This window comes from Nostoc sp. CENA543, assembly GCF_002896875.1.
Lineage (GTDB): Bacteria > Cyanobacteriota > Cyanobacteriia > Cyanobacteriales > Nostocaceae > Trichormus.
Genome location: NZ_CP023278.1, coordinates 2,758,861 through 2,777,330, shown reverse-complemented (window position 1 = coordinate 2,777,330; position 18,470 = coordinate 2,758,861). Strand labels below are relative to the sequence as shown.

General features: G+C 42.2%; 14 protein-coding genes and 1 tRNA gene. 10 read left to right on the top strand and 5 right to left on the bottom strand.

What is annotated here, in order from left to right; translation table 11 throughout:
- Positions 1 to 139: 139 nt before the first annotated feature.
- Together CLI64_RS11530 and CLI64_RS11525 are read right to left on the bottom strand one after the other, a co-directional pair.
- A complete protein-coding gene (locus tag CLI64_RS11530; RefSeq protein WP_103137361.1) occupies positions 140 to 337 on the bottom strand; it encodes a hypothetical protein in 198 nt (65 codons plus the stop codon).
- Positions 338 to 634: 297 nt separating this feature from the next.
- Positions 635 to 706, bottom strand: a tRNA-Thr gene (locus CLI64_RS11525).
- A gap of 196 nt (positions 707 to 902) precedes the next feature.
- Between CLI64_RS11525 and CLI64_RS11520 the strand changes: the two genes are divergently transcribed.
- On the top strand, positions 903 to 3,155 hold the full coding sequence (locus CLI64_RS11520; protein WP_103137360.1) for an FdhF/YdeP family oxidoreductase: 2,253 nt from the start codon (positions 903 to 905) through the stop codon (positions 3,153 to 3,155).
- A 105-nt stretch (positions 3,156 to 3,260) separates the two neighbouring features.
- Here CLI64_RS11520 and CLI64_RS11515 read toward each other — a convergent pair whose 3' ends face one another.
- Complete coding sequence (locus CLI64_RS11515; protein WP_103137359.1) at positions 3,261 to 4,103, bottom strand: RodZ domain-containing protein; 843 nt, start codon at positions 4,101 to 4,103, stop codon at positions 3,261 to 3,263.
- A gap of 199 nt (positions 4,104 to 4,302) precedes the next feature.
- Between CLI64_RS11515 and CLI64_RS11510 the strand changes: the two genes are divergently transcribed.
- The 4 genes from CLI64_RS11510 (at position 4,303) to CLI64_RS11490 (ending at position 7,963) form a co-directional block, all read left to right on the top strand.
- Positions 4,303 to 5,202, top strand: coding sequence for an alpha/beta hydrolase (locus tag CLI64_RS11510; protein ID WP_225977565.1), 900 nt, complete (start codon positions 4,303 to 4,305; stop codon positions 5,200 to 5,202).
- 368 nt (positions 5,203 to 5,570) lie between these two features.
- Positions 5,571 to 6,617, top strand: a complete 1,047-nt coding sequence (locus tag CLI64_RS11500) for a RodZ family helix-turn-helix domain-containing protein (RefSeq protein WP_103137357.1) — start codon at positions 5,571 to 5,573, stop codon at positions 6,615 to 6,617.
- 306 nt (positions 6,618 to 6,923) lie between these two features.
- On the top strand, positions 6,924 to 7,265 hold the full coding sequence (locus CLI64_RS11495) for a hypothetical protein (protein WP_103137356.1): 342 nt from the start codon (positions 6,924 to 6,926) through the stop codon (positions 7,263 to 7,265).
- Positions 7,265 to 7,963 carry a DUF6745 domain-containing protein gene (locus CLI64_RS11490; RefSeq protein ID WP_103137355.1) on the top strand — a complete coding sequence of 233 codons (699 nt, stop codon included), beginning with the start codon at positions 7,265 to 7,267 and terminating at the stop codon, positions 7,961 to 7,963. Before CLI64_RS11495 ends, CLI64_RS11490 begins: the two co-directional genes overlap by 1 nt.
- A 20-nt stretch (positions 7,964 to 7,983) precedes the next feature.
- Here the strand turns inward: CLI64_RS11490 and CLI64_RS11485 are convergent, their stop codons facing one another.
- Positions 7,984 to 9,837 (bottom strand): VWA domain-containing protein, encoded by a 1,854-nt coding sequence (locus CLI64_RS11485; protein WP_103137354.1) that lies wholly within the window; start codon positions 9,835 to 9,837, stop codon positions 7,984 to 7,986.
- A gap of 301 nt (positions 9,838 to 10,138) precedes the next feature.
- Here CLI64_RS11485 and CLI64_RS11475 point away from each other — a divergent pair, with 301 nt between their 5' ends.
- Positions 10,139 to 11,362 carry a transporter substrate-binding domain-containing protein gene (locus CLI64_RS11475; RefSeq protein ID WP_103140682.1) on the top strand — a complete coding sequence of 408 codons (1,224 nt, stop codon included), beginning with the start codon at positions 10,139 to 10,141 and terminating at the stop codon, positions 11,360 to 11,362.
- 40 nt (positions 11,363 to 11,402) lie between these two features.
- Here CLI64_RS11475 and CLI64_RS11470 read toward each other — a convergent pair whose 3' ends face one another.
- Positions 11,403 to 13,073 carry a phosphatidylglycerol lysyltransferase domain-containing protein gene (locus CLI64_RS11470; protein WP_103137352.1) on the bottom strand — a complete coding sequence of 557 codons (1,671 nt, stop codon included), beginning with the start codon at positions 13,071 to 13,073 and terminating at the stop codon, positions 11,403 to 11,405.
- 215 nt (positions 13,074 to 13,288) lie between these two features.
- Here CLI64_RS11470 and rpaB point away from each other — a divergent pair, with 215 nt between their 5' ends.
- From rpaB to CLI64_RS11450, 4 genes are all read left to right on the top strand, one after another.
- The gene (gene rpaB / locus CLI64_RS11465; protein ID WP_103137351.1) at positions 13,289 to 14,020 is read left to right on the top strand and encodes a response regulator transcription factor RpaB; all 732 of its coding nucleotides are present in this window, start codon (positions 13,289 to 13,291) and stop codon (positions 14,018 to 14,020) included.
- Positions 14,021 to 14,936: 916 nt separating this feature from the next.
- Positions 14,937 to 16,049 (top strand): sodium-dependent bicarbonate transport family permease, encoded by a 1,113-nt coding sequence (locus tag CLI64_RS11460; RefSeq protein WP_103137350.1) that lies wholly within the window; start codon positions 14,937 to 14,939, stop codon positions 16,047 to 16,049.
- 91 nt (positions 16,050 to 16,140) lie between these two features.
- Positions 16,141 to 16,473 carry a P-II family nitrogen regulator gene (locus CLI64_RS11455; protein ID WP_103137349.1) on the top strand — a complete coding sequence of 111 codons (333 nt, stop codon included), beginning with the start codon at positions 16,141 to 16,143 and terminating at the stop codon, positions 16,471 to 16,473.
- Between the two features lie 367 nt (positions 16,474 to 16,840).
- Complete coding sequence (locus tag CLI64_RS11450) at positions 16,841 to 18,202, top strand: cation:proton antiporter (protein WP_374703963.1); 1,362 nt, start codon at positions 16,841 to 16,843, stop codon at positions 18,200 to 18,202.
- The last annotated feature ends 268 nt before the right edge of the window (positions 18,203 to 18,470 follow it).

The window sequence follows — 18,470 nt, the reverse complement described above, 5'->3', positions numbered from 1 at the left end:
TAATGCTTTGTAAACTCGGTTTCCCAAATCCTTCCACGTCACCTCCTCAACATTCACTTTGGAGGGTTTTTTGTTTTCCCATAACTTCCACTCTTGCACCCACTCAGGAGGTAAGGGGAATGCGATTCTTGCCTTAGTTTTACCAATCCCCGTTGGCGGCAAAGTATTCCTGCTTAAATTTCTCTACCCAATGCCCACAAGTCTGCTGCGGTTTTTTCTCTTCGCCTAAATATCTTGCCCAGTCAAATTCCCCTCTAGCCAACAACCCACCAACTATCTTGTCCTCCGCTTCAGCCCGTTGCAGTCCTGCGGGATTGGCGTAGATGCCCAGTGCCAAATATTGCTGATAGGGTTTATCTTTACCGCTTCCTGGCTTGGGTGGAAATGTAGCTCTCAGAGATAAGCGAGATCGCCCCTTTGCTCAACTTTTACGCCTACCTTGCCTGCTTTTAACCTCTCATTAACAGCCTCAATAGTCCACTTCACTGCGCTAATCCTGAGCTAAATCTTTTCTGTATTTGAGCATAATTTGAGGGAATTTAGCACAATAATATTGTGCTAAATTCCGAAGATGGGTACGCTAAGAAAAGCGAAAACCCCTACAATTAGGGGTTGTGCGGCGTTTTTTAGTTAAAGCCAGCAGCTGGATTTGAACCTGCGACCTTCCGATTACAAGTCGGATGCACTACCACTGTGCTATGCTGGCAATTTCGAGAGTTTGTTTTAATCACTCACCGATTTCTAATTATATCACAAGGAAATTATTTGTCTAGTGTTTTTTCTCATGAAACAGTAAGGTGATTTGAATTCGGAGCAAAGCGGTGTAACCCTATACTCCCCCATGTTCTCAAGGTGGGACTATGCCAATATAGTGAATAAAACGAGTTGAGATGGAGCTAACTATGGATAACTTATCTCAAAGCAGTTCTGACTCTCTGGCTGGCGGTGGTTTTCCTGTGATTCAGTATTGGGTCGAACAAACTCTCTCACCCCAGGGATTAAAATTATGGCAAACTCTGAATCATAAAAGTGCTTGTTTATCCTGTGCTTGGGGTACGGGTGGACAGAAGGGGGGATTTGTTAATGAAGCGGGAGAATATCTACAACGCTGTGCTAAAAGTGTAGAGGCGATCGCCGCAGAATTACAACCAGGAATTAAACCAGATTTTTTCTCTGAATATAGTATTAGTGAACTACAAAAACTGACTTCTCAAGAGTGCGATCGCTTGGGGAGATTAACTTATCCTTTGATTCTCAGATCAGGTTCGTCTCATTATCAACGCCTTAGCTGGGAAGAAGTTTATCATATCGCTACGCAAGCTTTTAATGTACCACCAGCGCGCCTTGCTAGCTATAGTTCTGGACGCTCTTCTAATGAGGCGGCTTACTTATTACAATTATTCATGCGATCGCTCGGTAGCAATAATTTAGCAGACTGTTCCGATTTGTGTCACGCACCCTCAACTGTGGGTTTGAAAAAGGTTTTCGGCTCAGGTACATCAATGGTGAGTCTAGAAAACTTCAAACACAGTGATTGTATTGTTTTAATCGGCTCTAATGCACCCGCCAATCATCCCCGATTAATGAATGAATTAATTAAATTACGGGAAAGAGGCGGGAAAGTTATTATTGTTAATCCTCAAGTTGAAATCGGTTTAGTTAAATTCGCCTCTCCTGCATTCCCCATCAAATCTTTGCTCACAGGTGGTTCTGATATATCTTCTCTATATTTACAACCAATTCCTGGTAGTGATGTGGCATTATTTGTGGGTTTGCAAAAATCCCTAATTGAACAAAAATTAATCAAAACAGAATATTTACAAGCTTATACAAATGATTGGCAAAAAATTATAGACTACGCCAAGAATGTATCCTGGAATGACATAACTAACACCTGTGGTATATCTCAAGAAGAAATTACAGCCACAGCTTATATAATTGGGAAATCAGAGCGTGTAGTTTTTGCTTGGGCAATGGGTATAACCCAACAAACTAACGGGGTAGACAATATTTTTAGTATTGCTAATACGGCCTTAATTACAGGGAATGCGGGTAAAATTGGTGCGGGTACAATGCCCATTCGGGGACATTCTAACGTCCAAGGATTTGGTTCAATGGGTGTCACCGTCAATCTACAGGAAGAAATCAAACAAGCACTATCTCAATTATTAGGAAAACCCCTCAATGAAACTCCTGGTTATCATACCCGTGACTTAATCACAGCAGCAGAATTAGGCAAGATAGATACACTATTATGTTTAGGTGGAAATCTCTATGCAGCTAACCCCGATTTGCAGCAAGCAAAACACGCATTATCACAAATAGAAACGATTTTTTATATATCTACTAAGCCAAATTTAGGACATTTTCACGGGTTAGGTAAAAAACACACTTTAATCTTACCTGTATTTAATCGCTTTGAAAATCCCCACAAAACTACAACGGAATCAGGTAATAACTTTGTGCGGTTAAATGATGAAGGTAAAAGTCATTTGCAACCACCGAATGCTGACTTGATTTCAGAAATAGAATTCATCACAGAAATTGCTCATCGCTTACATGGTGAAACCCCTATAAACTGGCGCAGACTCCAAGATACAGTTTATGTCAGAGAATTGATTGCTAAAACCATTCCTGGTTATGAAAAAATTGGTACGATTGACCGAACAAAACAAGAATTTTGCATTGAAGGGCGAATTTTAGAACAACCAAAATTTCCCACATCAGATGGTAAAGCACAGATGTTTGTGACACCTCTACCACAACTATCTACACCAAATAAGGCAGCCTTTGGAGTAAGAGAAAATCAGCCAGGGATTGTAGTTATTTTAGGCACAGGACGCAGTTACAGTCAGCATAATACTGTAGTTTATCGTAGTGAAGATAAGTATCGAGGAATGCCCCATCGGCATTGTATTTTAATGAATCCTTTGGATGTAAAAAAAGCAGGATTTCAGGAACATCAACGAGTCACAGTCAAAGGTGATAAGGGAAAATTAGACAATATTGAGATTATTTGTGGAGCAATTCGTGAAGGTGTAGCTTTCATGTTTTATCCTGAAGCTAATGTCTTATTTACAGCAAAAATTGACCCACAAAGCGGCACACCTGCTTATAAAAGAGTACCTGTTTGCATTACAATCCGCGACACGTGACTAATGACTATTAACTAATGACTAATGACTAATGACTAATGACTAATGACTAATGACTAATGACTATTGACTATTGACTAATGACTATTGACTAATGACTATTGACTATTGACTATTGACAGTTGACTGTTCACTATTATTCTCCGCATTATATGTTACTTGTTTAACTTCTCCTTGTCCTCCCAGGGGTTGTGCGGGTTGGTTATCTACAGCGACTAATACAGCACCAGCGTTACCAGAACGCACAGTCAACTCTTTTTGAGCTACCCAAGTGCGGCGTTCTCCTTTGGTTAAATTACCGACAAACTCCGTTTTACCGTCTGCTTTGACTTGTAACCATGATTCGCCTTGGAGTTCTAAAGTAATTTTCAGATTGGAATTATTGGTAACTTCAGGCAAAAGCGGTGACGCGGCAGTTATGGGTGCGGGTGTTTGAGAGATAGTTTGATCTGGTGGTAGAGATTCTGGAGATGATGGGGAGACTTGTTCTACCTGAGTAGATGATGAGCCTTTTTTGCTTGCTGATGATTCAGCTATGAGTTTAGGATTAAGTATGTAAATTAGCCCAGTACAAGCAACACCTATCAACACAACATAAGGGACAACAAGAGGTATGCGAATTTTAGGCTTTTTGTCTACGTTGGTATCTTCGTGTTTGACATCTTGAGGCGACTCTGGAGATGACGAAGCATTAACATTAAACGAATTGGCGATCGCACTACCATCTAACCCCAGAATATCTGCATAACGACGGATAAACCCTTGGACGTATATGGGTTCTGGTAATTCTTCAAAATAGCCTGCATCCAAAGCTTTGAGAAATGCTAATCGAATATTGGTTTTGATAGCGACTTCTTCTAGACGTATAGATTTTTCCTCTCTGATTTTTCGTAAATCTCTACTTATTTCAAGTAGTTTCTCTTGTTGTGCTTGACTTAATAGCGTCATGGCATGCTCCTAGTTTTAGCTAATGTTGACTATTCACCAGTGAGACTACTGAACTAAAGTAAATAGTATTACTTTTGCCTAAAATAGTAAGGGGTTTAACTGATTTTAATTTTAATGAGAAATTCTAATCGGAAAATATTAACCTTTTTTAGTTATTCCAGAATAATTTTTGCATCAAGTTTTGTGAAACTACCACACTATGTCCACAATCATTAAAAAAATGCCGCTTATATTACAAATGTGTTTCAAATTGCTACCTTTAGTCACAGCAGTAGCAGCGATCGCTTATTTGACAATCTGTATATTTCTCGCACGCCAACAAACTCGGTTTATTTTCTTTCCCTCCCATGTTATTGAAGTTACACCGAAAGAGTTTAGTCTGTCCTATGAGGATGTGTGGCTACCTGTAACAGCTAATTCAGGACGTATAGAACGTATTCATGCTTGGTGGATACCAGCTAAATCTAAAAATGATCAAGTCTTATTATATTTGCATGGTAATGGTGAAAATATTGGTGCTAACGTCGGTCATGCCAACAGATTTCACCAACTAGGATTTTCGGTACTATTAATTGATTATCGCGGATATGGTCGCAGTGAAGGTGCATTTCCTGAAGAGATGAACGTCTATCAAGATGCTGCAACTGCTTGGAATTACTTAGTAAATCAAAGAAAAATCAACCCTAAAAATATTTTTATTTATGGTCATTCTTTAGGGGGTGCAGTAGCAATTGATTTAGCAGTCAAACAACCCCAAGCCGCAGGTTTAATTGTTCAAGGCTCATTTACATCTATCCGAGAAATGATCGATTATCGTAATACGTTTCGTGCTTTCCCGATAGATTTAATTTTAAATCAGCGATTTGAATCTATTCAGAAACTACCCCAATTAAAAATGCCAGTTTTATTCATTCATGGTACTGCTGATGAAACAGTACCATCTTTTATGAGTCAAAAATTATATGCTGTTGCACCAGAACCCAAAAAAATAATTTTATTTGAAGGTGCAGGACATAACAACGTAGCACAATTAGCAGGAAAGCAATATTTGCAATGGATAGAAGAGTTTGTGGAGAAGTCAAAGGTTAGTAGTCAATAGTCAATAGTCAATAGTCAATAGTCAATAGTCAATAGTCAATAGTCAATAGTCAATAGTCAATAGTCAATAGTCAATAGTCAATAGTCAATAGTCAATAGTCAATAGTCAATAGTCAATAGTCAATAGTCATTAGTCATTAGTCATTAGTCATTAGTCATTAGTTTTTCTTCCTCTGCTCCCCCTGCTCTACCTTGTCTACCTTGTCTACCTTGTCTCCTAATCCCCAGTCCCCAATCCCCAATCCCCATCATCTGTATCGTGTGTTGAGAAATTCTGCAAATTAATACTGAAACGTCCGGATCTATTTTAGGACGAGGGGAGAAAATATACAGGATCATCTGGTTTGCGTACTTAAATCTATTTTAATTATGTCTACTGCGTCTGTATATTTATTAGATATGCCGGGAAAGTCGGTAATTACCCTTTCTCAAGATGAATTGCGATCGCTCTTAGGTCAAATTGAAGCTCAACTGCATCGTAGTCAAGTTTATCGTCGCATAGTAAACAGATTACAAACATTATTAGGTGATGCTGGTGAACAAGCTAAGGTGTTATGTAAAGCTTTAGGTAGAGAAGCCATAGGTTTAACATTTCAACAGTTTTCTCAAGAATTCCCCCAGCTAGATAATCCCGATACTTCAACCAATGTCGTAAAAGTTGATGATCATAACTTATCTGATTTGCCAACACAGGCATTATCAACTACACACCAACCAAGTTTAAATACAAATACTAGTATTTCTACAATTACAGAAGCTACAAATAATACTGCTGATAACTCAATTAGTAAATTTATTCAACATTTAACTTCCAACATTAAACCTACCAAAGCTGAATTAGTCAAGCAATTAGCACAAGAACAGCGTCTAGAGGCTATGCGCCAAGTCGGTTCACAACTCAAACAAGCCCGTGAACTGCAAAATAAAACTTTAGCACAACTACATATATATACTCATATTCCGATTTCCCAGATGGCAGCCGTGGAAAATGCTGACTTAGAACTATTCTCAGAGGATGTATATTTGCGTGACTGCATCCGCCTCATGGGTAACGCACTAGGAATGAATGGGATAATTTTAGCGGCTTCTCTCCCTCAACTTGATAGAGTCAAATCAATGTTACCCCTATGGTGTCAGCCTCAGAAACCATCTTTAGATTTGAGGTGGGAAATTCGCCCACTACATTTATATCTAGGTTATACAGCCTTGGTTGCTGGAGCAGTAGGGGGATTATCCCATCTATCTCAACCACCAGCCACTACCAATCTCTTAAATCAGCATCCGGTAAATTCTCCTGTTCCGTCAGTATCCGATTCGCCAAAATCTCAACCAGGAGCCACTAATAAACCAGGAATTAAAACTACCCCAACTGGTATTCGTGTCGGTAACGATATCGCCCCACCAGAAGTTTTGTAGGGACTTCAGGCAGGGGGCAGGTGAGCGAAAAAAGGTGTGGGGAGTGTGGGAGGTGTGGGAGGTGTGGGGAGTGTGAAGGGTAATTTTTTGGATACGTAGCTAGAAATCCCACATAAAATTTCGTTCACCCGCAGGGGTTAGGGAGAAATATCCCATTAATTTTGACAGGATGCGGGTGTTCAGAACCCCAACTTTTTCAAAAAGTCGGGGTTCTAGGGAGAGAATAACAAAAAATCACCAGATATTTTTAGTATTAATGTACTATAATAAATTATTCCTCCCCATTACCAAAAATATTGCGTAAATATGCTGAATCATCGTCAAAACTCTCCAGTTAATTCAGCTAATCCCCTTTATAGACATGGTGACGTTCTACTAAGACGGATAGGAACTATACCCAATCATGCCCAAAAGCGTATAGGTACTGTTCTTGCTCATGGTGAAGTCACAGGACACAGCCACCGTGTCCAGCCGTCTCATGCTGTACAGTTATGGGCGCATGGAAATGAGATGTTTCTGGAGGTGAAACAAACAGGCGCGACGTTGATTCATGAAGAGCATCGGGCAATTGAATTACCCCCAGGTATTTACCGTGTTTGGAAACAACGGGAATATCGTCCTGATGCTTATGTAGAGGTGGAAGATTAATGCTCAGATTAATGTCAAATGGGCGTATACCCAAAAAAGTAACAAAACAACAACCACAAGTCAGTAATGAGCCTGTATCACCTGAACTTGCACGCCGACTGATTCTTGAGCATCGCGCCGAGCCTGGGATGCGGGTTTTAGGTCATTTGGATTTAAGCGATGCGCCACAGCTTTACCATTTACCGGAAAATCTCACCTGTGAAAGTTTGGATATTAGCGATTGTGTCAATTTAACTCAGCTTCCGATAGGTCTTCATGTCACCCATTGGATTGAGTTAGCCGGAAGTGGGATTACTAGTTTAGAACCTGGACATGGTTTTATTTTGCGGTGGCGGGGTGTACAAGTTAGTGACAAAATCGCCTTTGCTGGAGATAGTATCACTGGGCAAGATATCCTCAACACAGAGAATGTGGAATTACGTCGTGTGCTGATTGAGCGTGTGGGATACGAAAGATTTATCCAGCAAGTGGGAGGATTAATCCGTCACCGCGATCGCGATGCCGGAGGAGAACGCCAACTCATCTATATTCCTTTCGAGGATGACGAACCCCTCATGGTATTAAAGGTCATTTGCCCATCCACAGGACACATTCATGTATTACGTGTTCCCCCCTATATGCAGACTTGCCATCAAGCAGCCGCCTGGATTGCTGGATTTGACCACCCCAATGATTATCAGCCCTTAATTGAAGCTTGATCAAAATTCAAAATTCAAAATTAAGAAACATTAGTCGTACTCGGCTGTACGAAACGTTTAATTTCGCCACAGGCAATATAAGACTTGCCATCAGGGCCAGTTTTCACCTCATCTACAACATAGAGCATTCCCTCCTCACGCACTGAGCGAGGGAAACGCATATTCCAATCAGGTTCGTACCCATCAGAAACCACTCTAGCCCGTAACTTGCTGCCATCTTTGACACACTGCACCAAAATGCCATCATTGACAGTGTCAGTAGTAGGCAAATCCGCCGCACTTGCAGGGCCTTTAGAGGCTTTACCTGTACTCACAGACCTTGATTGTCTGGGTGCAACGAAAATATCAGCTTCGCCAGGTTTAGTTAAACGGTTAATTTGACCAGTTACACGATAAAAACTACCATCCGTTGACAGTTCCACCCCTTCCACAACATAGCGCGCCCCCTCTGCGCGAATAGCGCGGGGAAATTGCACATTTTTGGTAGCATCATAACCAGCAGACAGGACTTTGACCCGCAGCTTACCACCTTCCCGCACACACTGTAATTCCACACCAGAACCCACATCATTGACGGTGGGCATAGCGTATATTTCATCACCCACAGTTACGCCACGACCCACCAAATCAGTACGGGTGCGGTTCATCGCCTGATAGGTTTGATCTAATAGTTCTTTACGTCCTGCGTTACCTAAAGTTCTTTGGGCAATGCGGCTAGCAAAATACTCTAGTTGGTCTATCTCCTCAGCAATTTCAAAGTTCTCATTCAAGCCTTTGTTTCGCAATTCCTCAATTAGAGAACGTAAGATTTTCTCAGCTTCTTGATGCTTACCATGTTCTGCTAAATCAAGGGCAGTTTCTTTTGCCTTGGCAATAGTCAAACGGCTCAAGTCAAGGAGAATATCACTAGAAGCAGCAAAAGCAGATTCCTCAACTGTACCGACTTTAGCGATCACATCGGTTATACCTGACACACTTTGAATGACATTATTCTGCACCACATCGGCACTGTAATGCAGTTTCATCAAAGGTAATTCACCAACTTGAGCCGCCGAGACTTCCAGACTTAACCCTAAAAGTTTATCTTCACCCTCGTAGAGTTCTCCTAGAGTAATTACCGATTGACCTTTTTGATTTTGGCTGACTTTAGCCAGACTTAAAATATCAACCAGTTTCACACCATTAGCTAGTTCTAAGGTGACTTTGAGATTCTGCCCGACTACGGCTCTAAGACTATCTAATTCAATACTAAATACTTCCGAGGCTTCATCAACACTTTGAATAAAATAGAAGTTACCACTAGCAGCCCTCGCCATTCCAATCAGCAAATCTTCATTAAAACCCTGGGCAAACCCTAACGTAGTCGTGATTACACCTTCCTCAGCTTTTTGACCGGCTGTAGCTGTGAGGACTTTGGGGTCTTGAATCCCCATATTAGCGTGACCATCGGTGAGTAGGAGTACACGGTTAATTTTTTGTGGGTCAAGTTTCTGCTTGACATATTCACAACCCTTGAGCCATCCCCCAGATAGATTAGTAATACCGCCTGCGTGAACCCGACGCAGAGCATTTTTCAACGCAGATTTATTAGTGACTGGTTGGGGTGGAACTACCGTATCTACAGCATCATCGTATACAACTACTGAGAGGATATCATTAGCCTCTAGTTGGTCTACCACAGATTCAGCCGCCCTGAGTGCGTGAAATAAAGGCGCGCCTGCCATAGAACCAGAACGGTCAATTACCAGGGACAGGTTAAGATCCCGTCGGGGAGACTCTGGTATATCAGCCCGAAAGCGCAGCAACGCGTTTGTTTTTAATGAAGAACCGACAGTTAAGATAGCTGGGTCAAATGCGTAACTTGTTTTAATCATATTTTCCACCTTGGAATGATTGTTAAACAGTAGTTAGCTTGATCATATGCTCTGTCTTTCAGTGTACCCAGTAAAAAAAGTGTTTTTAGGGCATTGGGCATGGGGCAAGCAGGAAGTGTGGGAGGGGTGGGAGGTGTGGGAGGATAGGGAAGAAATCTTTCCCCCCACACTCCCCACACTCCCCACACTTCCCCATCTTCCGAGTCCTCAGTCCCCAATCCCTAATCCCCAATTCCTCTGTTGCTCATAGGTAAGCATTGCACTATAAAGGAGTATTGGATTTTACTGCAAGAATATGCCTATGCTCATTGCGATCGCTAGAATATTTCGCCTATGTATCAATAGTTTTAGGCGATTAGTCACTCCTACTACTCACAAAGGTAGGCGTTCATTAATACCACATATTAGTCTGGGGTTGGGAAGTTTCATACTAGTTTTGTTTTTGGTATTGCACCCAGGTTTGACTCAAACACCAACACCGACAACACCAACATCAACACCAACAGCTACCGCTACAGATAAGATGTTAGTGGCAACACGAATCATCCCACCTTTTGTGATTGCAGATAAGGATAAAAGTAAACTATCAGGATTTAGTATTGACCTTTGGCAAAGTATTGCTAAGGAAATAGGTTTAAATTATCAGTTTGTGGAATATCCCAATGTGGCAAATTTACTGTCTGCGGTGAAAGATGGTAAAGCCAATGTCGGGATTGCAGCTATCTCCATTACTGCCGAACGCCAACAGCAATTTGATTTTTCTTTACCCATGTTTGCTGGGGGTTTACAAATCATGGTGAGAAATTCTGATAATGGCGGTGGCGGTGTTCCGAATATTTTCCAACTGTTTTTCTCTGCTTCTTTGTTGCAGGTTATTGCTTTGGCGTTGGTGTTAATTATTTTTGCAGCTCATGTAATTTGGTTATCAGAACGGAATCATGACGAAGGGATGATATCTAAATCATACATTCCTGGGATTTTCAAGGCTTCTTGGTGGGCGGCTGCAACTTTAGCGACTCAAGCCGATGAAATGCCCAAAGGTGCTATTGGTAGGTTTATCGCCATTATCTGGATGTTTATCGGTGTTTTATTTGTTGCCTACTTTACAGCCAGTGCTACTACTTCCTTAACTGTGCAGCAGCTACAGGGAGATATTAGAAGTGTAAGTGATTTACCTGGTCATACTGTTGTTACTACCGCAGGTAGTACGGCTGCAACTTACCTCAAAGAACGCAGAATTCCGGTGCAGGAAGTTGGCAAAATTGAGCAGGCTTATGAGGCTTTACTGAGTAAAAAAGCAGATGCTGTGGTGTTTGACTCGCCGGTACTGCTGTTTTATGCTGCCAATGAAGGTAAAGGGAAGGTTGAGGTAGTGGGTAGTATCTTCCGTGAGGAAAATTACGGCATTGTTTTGCCTAATGATAGTCCCTACCGTAAACAAATCAATAGAGTTTTACTGAGTTTAAAGGAAAATGGCACTTATCAAGCACTCTATGATAAGTGGTTTGAGGTTGATAAATCTTGATGGTGAGCCAACATTAGCTTTAGCGGCTAATGTTGCTCATTTACGCGCCTGGTTGGAAATAATCAAGGAGGCGATCGCCTGAATCAGCGCGAATTAGTGCCACAATCACATCAGGTAAAGCAGTTAAACTGGGATAAATCAAATAACGTCCTTCCCACTGGGGATGAAATTTGTCTTTGTAGGCGTGTAATCCCTGAAAATTATAAAAACTGTTTAAATGTTCATATAAATAGCGCAATCCCTTCTCTAAGCGTCGTGATTCTGGTTTTTCCCCTACTCCCGCCAATGCAGATAACCCAAAGTTAAAACTGTCGTAACCCTGATTTTGCAGATGTTGTAGTAGGGATGTAAATAAAAAATCCATTGTGCCATTTTCCATTGATTGACGATGGCGCATCAAATCAATAGTTCCTTGGTTACGTTGGTATTTGGGCATAATATTGATAAAAGCATCGATTCCCCCATCGGGATTGTGTACAATGCCTATTTCGCAGCCTCGTAAGTAAGCTTCATCAAACCATCCCACAGAAAAGCGTTTTTCTGAACCTTGCACCATTTTTAACCATTCATCACTCACTGATTTGAGTTGCTGTAATAATGTGTCTGTAATTGGTGGTGGATAGAAACTGACTCGATAGCCTGATTTTGTTAAACGGTTAATGGATGAGCGAAAGTTTTTACCTGCTTTACCTTGTAAGCTAAAAGTTTTCAGATCCACGATCGCCTCTTCACCAATTTTGAGAACTCTAAACCCCAACGAGGTATATAGGTCAAGATGATCAGGTAAAGTCTGGTAGAAAGCTGGATACCAGTCATTGCGTTGACAGAACGCTTGGAAACTCACAATCACTTCTTTTCTGTCTGCAATCGGGCCAATGGGATCACCTAAAGCGATCGCACCTCTACCTTTGGGAACGTAAGCAATAATACTCTGGCCAGAAGGACTGAAATAATAGCTTTTGTCATTTAGAAGTGCGATCGCTGCTAAAGAAGAATGTCCATATTGCCGTACAATATCTTCAGCTTTTCTGTGTTCTTTTACGGTAGCTGGATTGCGTAAAAATACTGGCTGTAACAACATCACCACAGCAAATGTGATTGTACTAGCGGCAATAACATAAATAGAATCAGCAAAAAATACCCCAAACTGACTTTTGGGTTTTAACCCCCAATTATCTTCTGTAAAAAACATGGCAAAGGTTTGCAAAATAGCTTCACCCCAATTAAAATTTTCGGTGAATTTGCCATCTAATAAATAAAATCCCACTGTGCCGTAAGCGAGGGTAAACAGTAATGCACCCATCAATACCCGCACACCCCGCGCCACTGAAGGACGGTCAGATTGTGCTGTAAACAGACGGCGCATCCAAATTAATTGCACTAATAAAACGCCAGATAAAATACTTTCTTCATAATCCCATCCTTTAATTAAATGGCTGATTATAGAAATAATTAATAGACAGATAGTCATTATCCAAGCTACTTTTTTCCTACGCCATAAATTAGTAGCTAATGTTAATAAAATAAATCCCGTCAATGCTGCAAAGATATGACCAGTCGCCCGAACTTCAAAAGGCAGGAATTCTTTTAACCAATGATTTCTCTGGGCTAAACTAGGAGTAACTGCTGATAACAAATTGACGATTCCCACTATCCCCGTCAAGATGGCAATACTCCACAAACTGAGTTGAGTTTTTAATTTACTGTTCATAATTTAAGAGATTGTTTTTAAGTAGATAGATGGTGATTTTAATTACATTTTTGCCATGATATGGATGTGACCTAAAATCAGCACAATACTATAAATGTAATTTTAATGACTCAGTGTTTTAATTAAGATATGTTGCAGTACGACTGGCAAAATTGATCTACTTGGGGATGATAGTGATGAGTTAAAGTTATTGCCTTGAGGGAGCGGTAGGCAATTTGAAAAGTAGTGCAGAAAAAATTTTGGTGGTAGACGACGAAGCAAGTATTCGCCGAATTTTGGAGACTCGTCTTGCAATGATTGGCTACGATGTCGTAACGGCTAGCAATGGTGAAGAAGCATTGACAGTTTTTCGCTCGTGTTCGCCAGATTTAGTAGTTCTAGATGTGATGATGCCAAAGTTAGATGGTTACGGTGTTTGTCAAGAACTACGCAAAGAATCTGATATTCCCATTATTCTCCTGACAGCATTGTCAGATGTCGCAGACCGCATTACTGGTTTAGAATTGGGTGCTGATGACTATATAGTTAAACCATTTTCGCCCAAAGAACTAGAAGCACGAATCCGCTCAATATTACGTCGGCGAGGTAATAAAGCAAATAGTGGAGGTGTTCCCAGTTCTGGGGTAATTGAAACAGATACGCTGAAAATAGATACAAATAAGCGACAAGTCTACAGAGGTAATGACAAGATTCGCTTAACAGGCGTAGAGTACAGCTTATTAGAGTTACTGATGAGCCACAGTGGCAAATCTTTCTCTCGGAAGGAAATTTTACAGCAAGTGTGGGGTTACAACGCAGAACAAAACGCAGATACTCGTGTAGTGGATGTGCATATCTCTAGGTTGCGTTCAAAGTTGGAAAAAGACCCAGACAATCCAGAATACATACTGACAGCCAGGGGGAGTGGGTATCTGTTTCAACGAATTTCTGCAACAGATCATGAGTAAAGTAATTCGGGTAAAACAGTATTAAAAGCTACTAATTGGGAAATAATACATACGGCAAGAACTATACTTAGTGTTCCACCCGATTGATTTTGACAGGTTGCGGGTGTTCAGCTCCCCGACTTTTTTAAAAAAGTCGGGGAGCTATGACTTGTCATAATTTGTGTGGTGGACTACTAGAAACCGTTATGGCTTATCAATTTGTACCAGGTGTAGCGATACTACCGCAGGTCTTCACTTTCATTTAGCTGTAGTGATATACAGTAGCCATCTTGCTTAGGACGCTGCTTGTTTGAGAACAATTTCAATGGCATCACGTAGATGATCTGATGTGGGTAAAAGCTTGTGAACCCGACTTTTCAAAATAGCTCAAATCTTTTCAATGTCAACTTTCAAATTACATTGGCTGCTGCCCCCGATCAATGGCTTTGCAGTGTCAGTAATCTAAAAACCATAGAATAATCTCTATATATACAAAAACTTTTTTTTTGCTCACCCAGGTAAGTATTACTACCCAAAGTAGCGTAAAGTTAAAAATATCCAAATGATTTAACTATTACGATTTAGTTTTTCAAAGCTTAAAGTCGCTCGGCAATCATGATCGGCAGTCTGCTGTTGATACTCCTTTGAGTGGGCGATCGCAGATGATAGATTCCATTCTCCAGCCGACTTTTATCTACAACCTATCCTTTCTATCAAAAGGGTTGGTTCTACTTTGCTGTATCTACCGTTCATTTACCTCCTTCTGCCCTGAGATTTATCGCCAATGACATTGAAAAAATACATTTAACTACCAATGAAACGACCCTGCTGTGTTGTAGAGGTGAAATGCATCACTCTTACTCTCTTTAACTGTTGAGAGTTCACTTAGTTTATTTATTTCACTACTCCTCATCAAAGGAGTTACAAGGAGGTATTCGTGGATTTTGTGTCCTTATTTTTCACGGACTTTATTAAGCAGTTGCAGTCCCCAACGCTGGCGTTTCTGATTGGTGGGATGGTCATTGCCGCCCTTGGTAGCGAATTGGTAATTCCAGAGGCGATTTGTTCGATCATCGTCTTCATGCTGCTCACCAAAATCGGTCTGACTGGTGGAATTGCGATCCGCAATTCCAACCTAGCGGCTATGGTCTTTCCCATGATCTTTGCTGTCATAACAGGGATTACGATTGTATTCATTGCGCGCTATACATTAGCCAAGCTGCCGAAGGTCAAAGTTGTTGATGCGATCGCTACTGGGGGTTTGTTTGGTGCCGTGAGTGGCTCTACGATGGCTGCCGCTCTGACGGTACTGGACGAACAAAAAATGGCATACGAGGCATGGGCGGGCGCACTTTATCCCTTCATGGATATCCCCGCGCTCGTAACTGCGATTGTTGTGGCTAACATTTACATCAACAAGAAGAAGCGTAAAGAAGCAGCCCACTCTTTCAGCGATCAGCTTGTTGCGGCTGGTGATTATCCCGATCAAAAAGATTATCCCAGCAGTCGGCAGGAGTATCTCAGCCAGCAGAAAGGGGAAGGCGATAATCGGGTCAAGATATGGCCAATTATCGAGGAAAGCCTCCGAGGCCCTGCCCTATCGGCAATGTTGCTTGGTCTTGCCCTGGGACTGTTCGCCCAACCGGAAAGTGTCTATAAAAGCTTCTATGATCCTGCTTTTCGTGGCTTACTTTCGATCTTGATGCTGGTCATGGGTATGGAGGCTTGGTCAAGGGTTGGAGAACTGCGTAAGGTAGCTCAGTGGTACGTTGTGTATAGTTTGGTGGCACCGTTTGTGCATGGGTTAATTGCCTTCGGTCTTGGTATGATTGCCCACAAATTGGCGGGATTCAGCATGGGTGGTGTCGTGGTTCTGGCTGTGATCGCTGCCTCTAGTTCTGACATCTCAGGCCCGCCCACCTTGCGAGCCGGTATCCCATCAGCCAATCCATCCGCCTATATAGGAGCGTCCACAGCCATCGGTACGCCAGTTGCGATCGGTTTGTGTATACCGTTCTTCCTCGGACTTGCTCAGGCGATCGGCGGCTAATCCCAGACGGAATCGCGGTCTGTCAGCACTCCCTTGACCCGGCAGACCAAGTAGATCAATATACATACATGTGTGTAAGGAGGTAAGTAACATGGCCAAGCATGCCAACAAGCTCGTCATCGTCACGGAAAAGGTGCTGATGAAAAAGGTCGCCCATATCATTGATGAATGTGGGGCGACTGGTTATACAGTGGTAGATACTGGCGGTAAAGGCAGTCGCAACGTGCGCTCTACTGGTAAACCCAACGTTTCTGACACCGATTCCAATGTCAAGTTCGAGGTACTCACCGAAACCAGGGAGATGGCAGAGAAGATTGCCGACAAGGTCGCAATTAGTTTTTTCACCGATTATGCTGGCATTATCTATATCTGTGAAGCAGAGGTACTTTACGGGAGACATTTCTGTGGACCAGAGGGCTGTTAAGTCGAGATGATGTGCCACGAAAGGAACAAGCAAGCCATTAGTGCAAGTTTCTGTGGGTCAGACGGCTGTTGCATCGAGACGACACAGACCCCAAAAGCCGAGGCCATGACCTCGGCTTTTAAGTGAGCGCGTTTCGTGTCCGCAGGAAGTTGACCTTCGCGCAGAAATCATACCAATTTTGGATTTTGGATTGAAAACCGAGATTCAGAGACTGTTTCAGAAACTCATAACAATACTACCTATCCCAATTTGGTATCATTCCCCCGCAGTTTTATAACTTCCTTAAACCATTAACCTTCATTGCTTTAAACTCATGATTTTGTCCAATATTCTGCCTCCTGCTTTCAGTGGGGGGATATCCCCTCTCATGGCTCCAATACCATCCCTGGGGACTGTTGTTGCTGAAGATTCACCCATTATTCTGTCTAGCGTATTGCTGACGCTGGTAGTGATTTATCTGGCCAGCAAGTTCGGCGCAGAGGTCGCTAGACGCTTGGATTTTCCGCCCGTATTGGGGGAACTGGTAGCCGGTGTGATTGTCGGCGTTTCGGCGTTGCACTTGGTGATCTTTCCTGAAGGGGGGCTATCTGCCTCTGACTCAGTGATTATGAGGGCGTTGCAAGGATTGAATCAATTGGCACCGGATGCGCTGACCCGAATCTTTGAGTCGCAAAGTGAAGTGATTTCGGTTCTAGCTGAAATCGGTGTGATTATTCTGCTGTTTGAAATTGGACTAGAATCCGATCTGCGGCAACTGAAGGAAGTGGGAATTCAAGCTACGGTTGTCGCCTGTGTCGGAGTCGCAGCACCTTTTGCGGCAGGTACGGCAGGGTTAATGATATTCTTTCATGTTGCAGCAATTCCAGCGATTTTTGCGGGGGCGGCGTTAACGGCAACGAGTATCGGTATTACCTCTAAAGTATTGTCAGAGTTAGGTCAACTCAAATCCAAAGAAGGGCAAATCATTGTTGGCGCGGCGGTAATTGATGATGTCCTCGGCATTATTGTCTTGGCTGTAGTTGCAAGTTTAGCCAAAACCGGTGAGATTGATGTTGCCAATGTCATTTACTTGATTGTCAGTGCTACGGCATTCTTGATGGGATCAATTTTATTGGGGGGTGTCTTTAACAAAAGTTTTGTGGCGGTTGTGGAACAGCTCAAAACTCGTGGAAATATTGTAATTCCAGCATTCATCTTCGCTTTCTTTATGGCATTTTTAGGTAACGCCATTCATCTCGAAGCGATTTTGGGTGCCTTTGCTGCGGGTTTGGTACTCGATGAAACAGATCCCCGGAACGAATTGGATGAATTAATTAAACCGATCGCCGATTTACTGGTACCCATCTTTTTTGTGACGGTGGGAGCGCGTGCCGACCTCGGTGTTTTAAACCCGGCGGTACCGGAGAATCGGGCGGGTCTGTTGATTGCAACGTTTTTGATCGCCGTGGCGATTATCGGCAAGCTGATCACAGGTTGGGCAGTGTTTGGACAACCTGGCATCAATCGAGTAGCGATCGGGGTTGGAATGATTCCACGAGGTGAGGTAGGTCTAGTGTTTGCCGGCATCGGTTCAGCTAGCGGCATTTTGGATAAGCCACTGGAAGTGTCGATTATTATCATGGTAATTTTGACGACTTTCCTGGCTCCACCTTTTTTACGGGTTGCCTTTGGTTCATCCACAAACCCCATCCCAGAATCTACCAAGGCTGTAGAAACAGCAAGTGAGTAACGGTTTGACGAGATGACGGCTGTTTACTCAATGGATGATTGAGGCATGAGGTTGGGTGAAAGCTCAAGTTTACTCATGCCTTTTCTATACCTGTGTGTTTAATTTTACAATTAGGCTCATTCTAAAACCCAAATGGTCTAAACTTTCAGTCTCTAAGATGCTGAGAGAACAAGGTTTTTCGGATTGTCAAGAAAGATGTGGATAACGCATAGCTTAAAAAAGGGGGTAACAAGAATCAAAGTCCCCTTTTTTTTAAGGGTAGCCACTG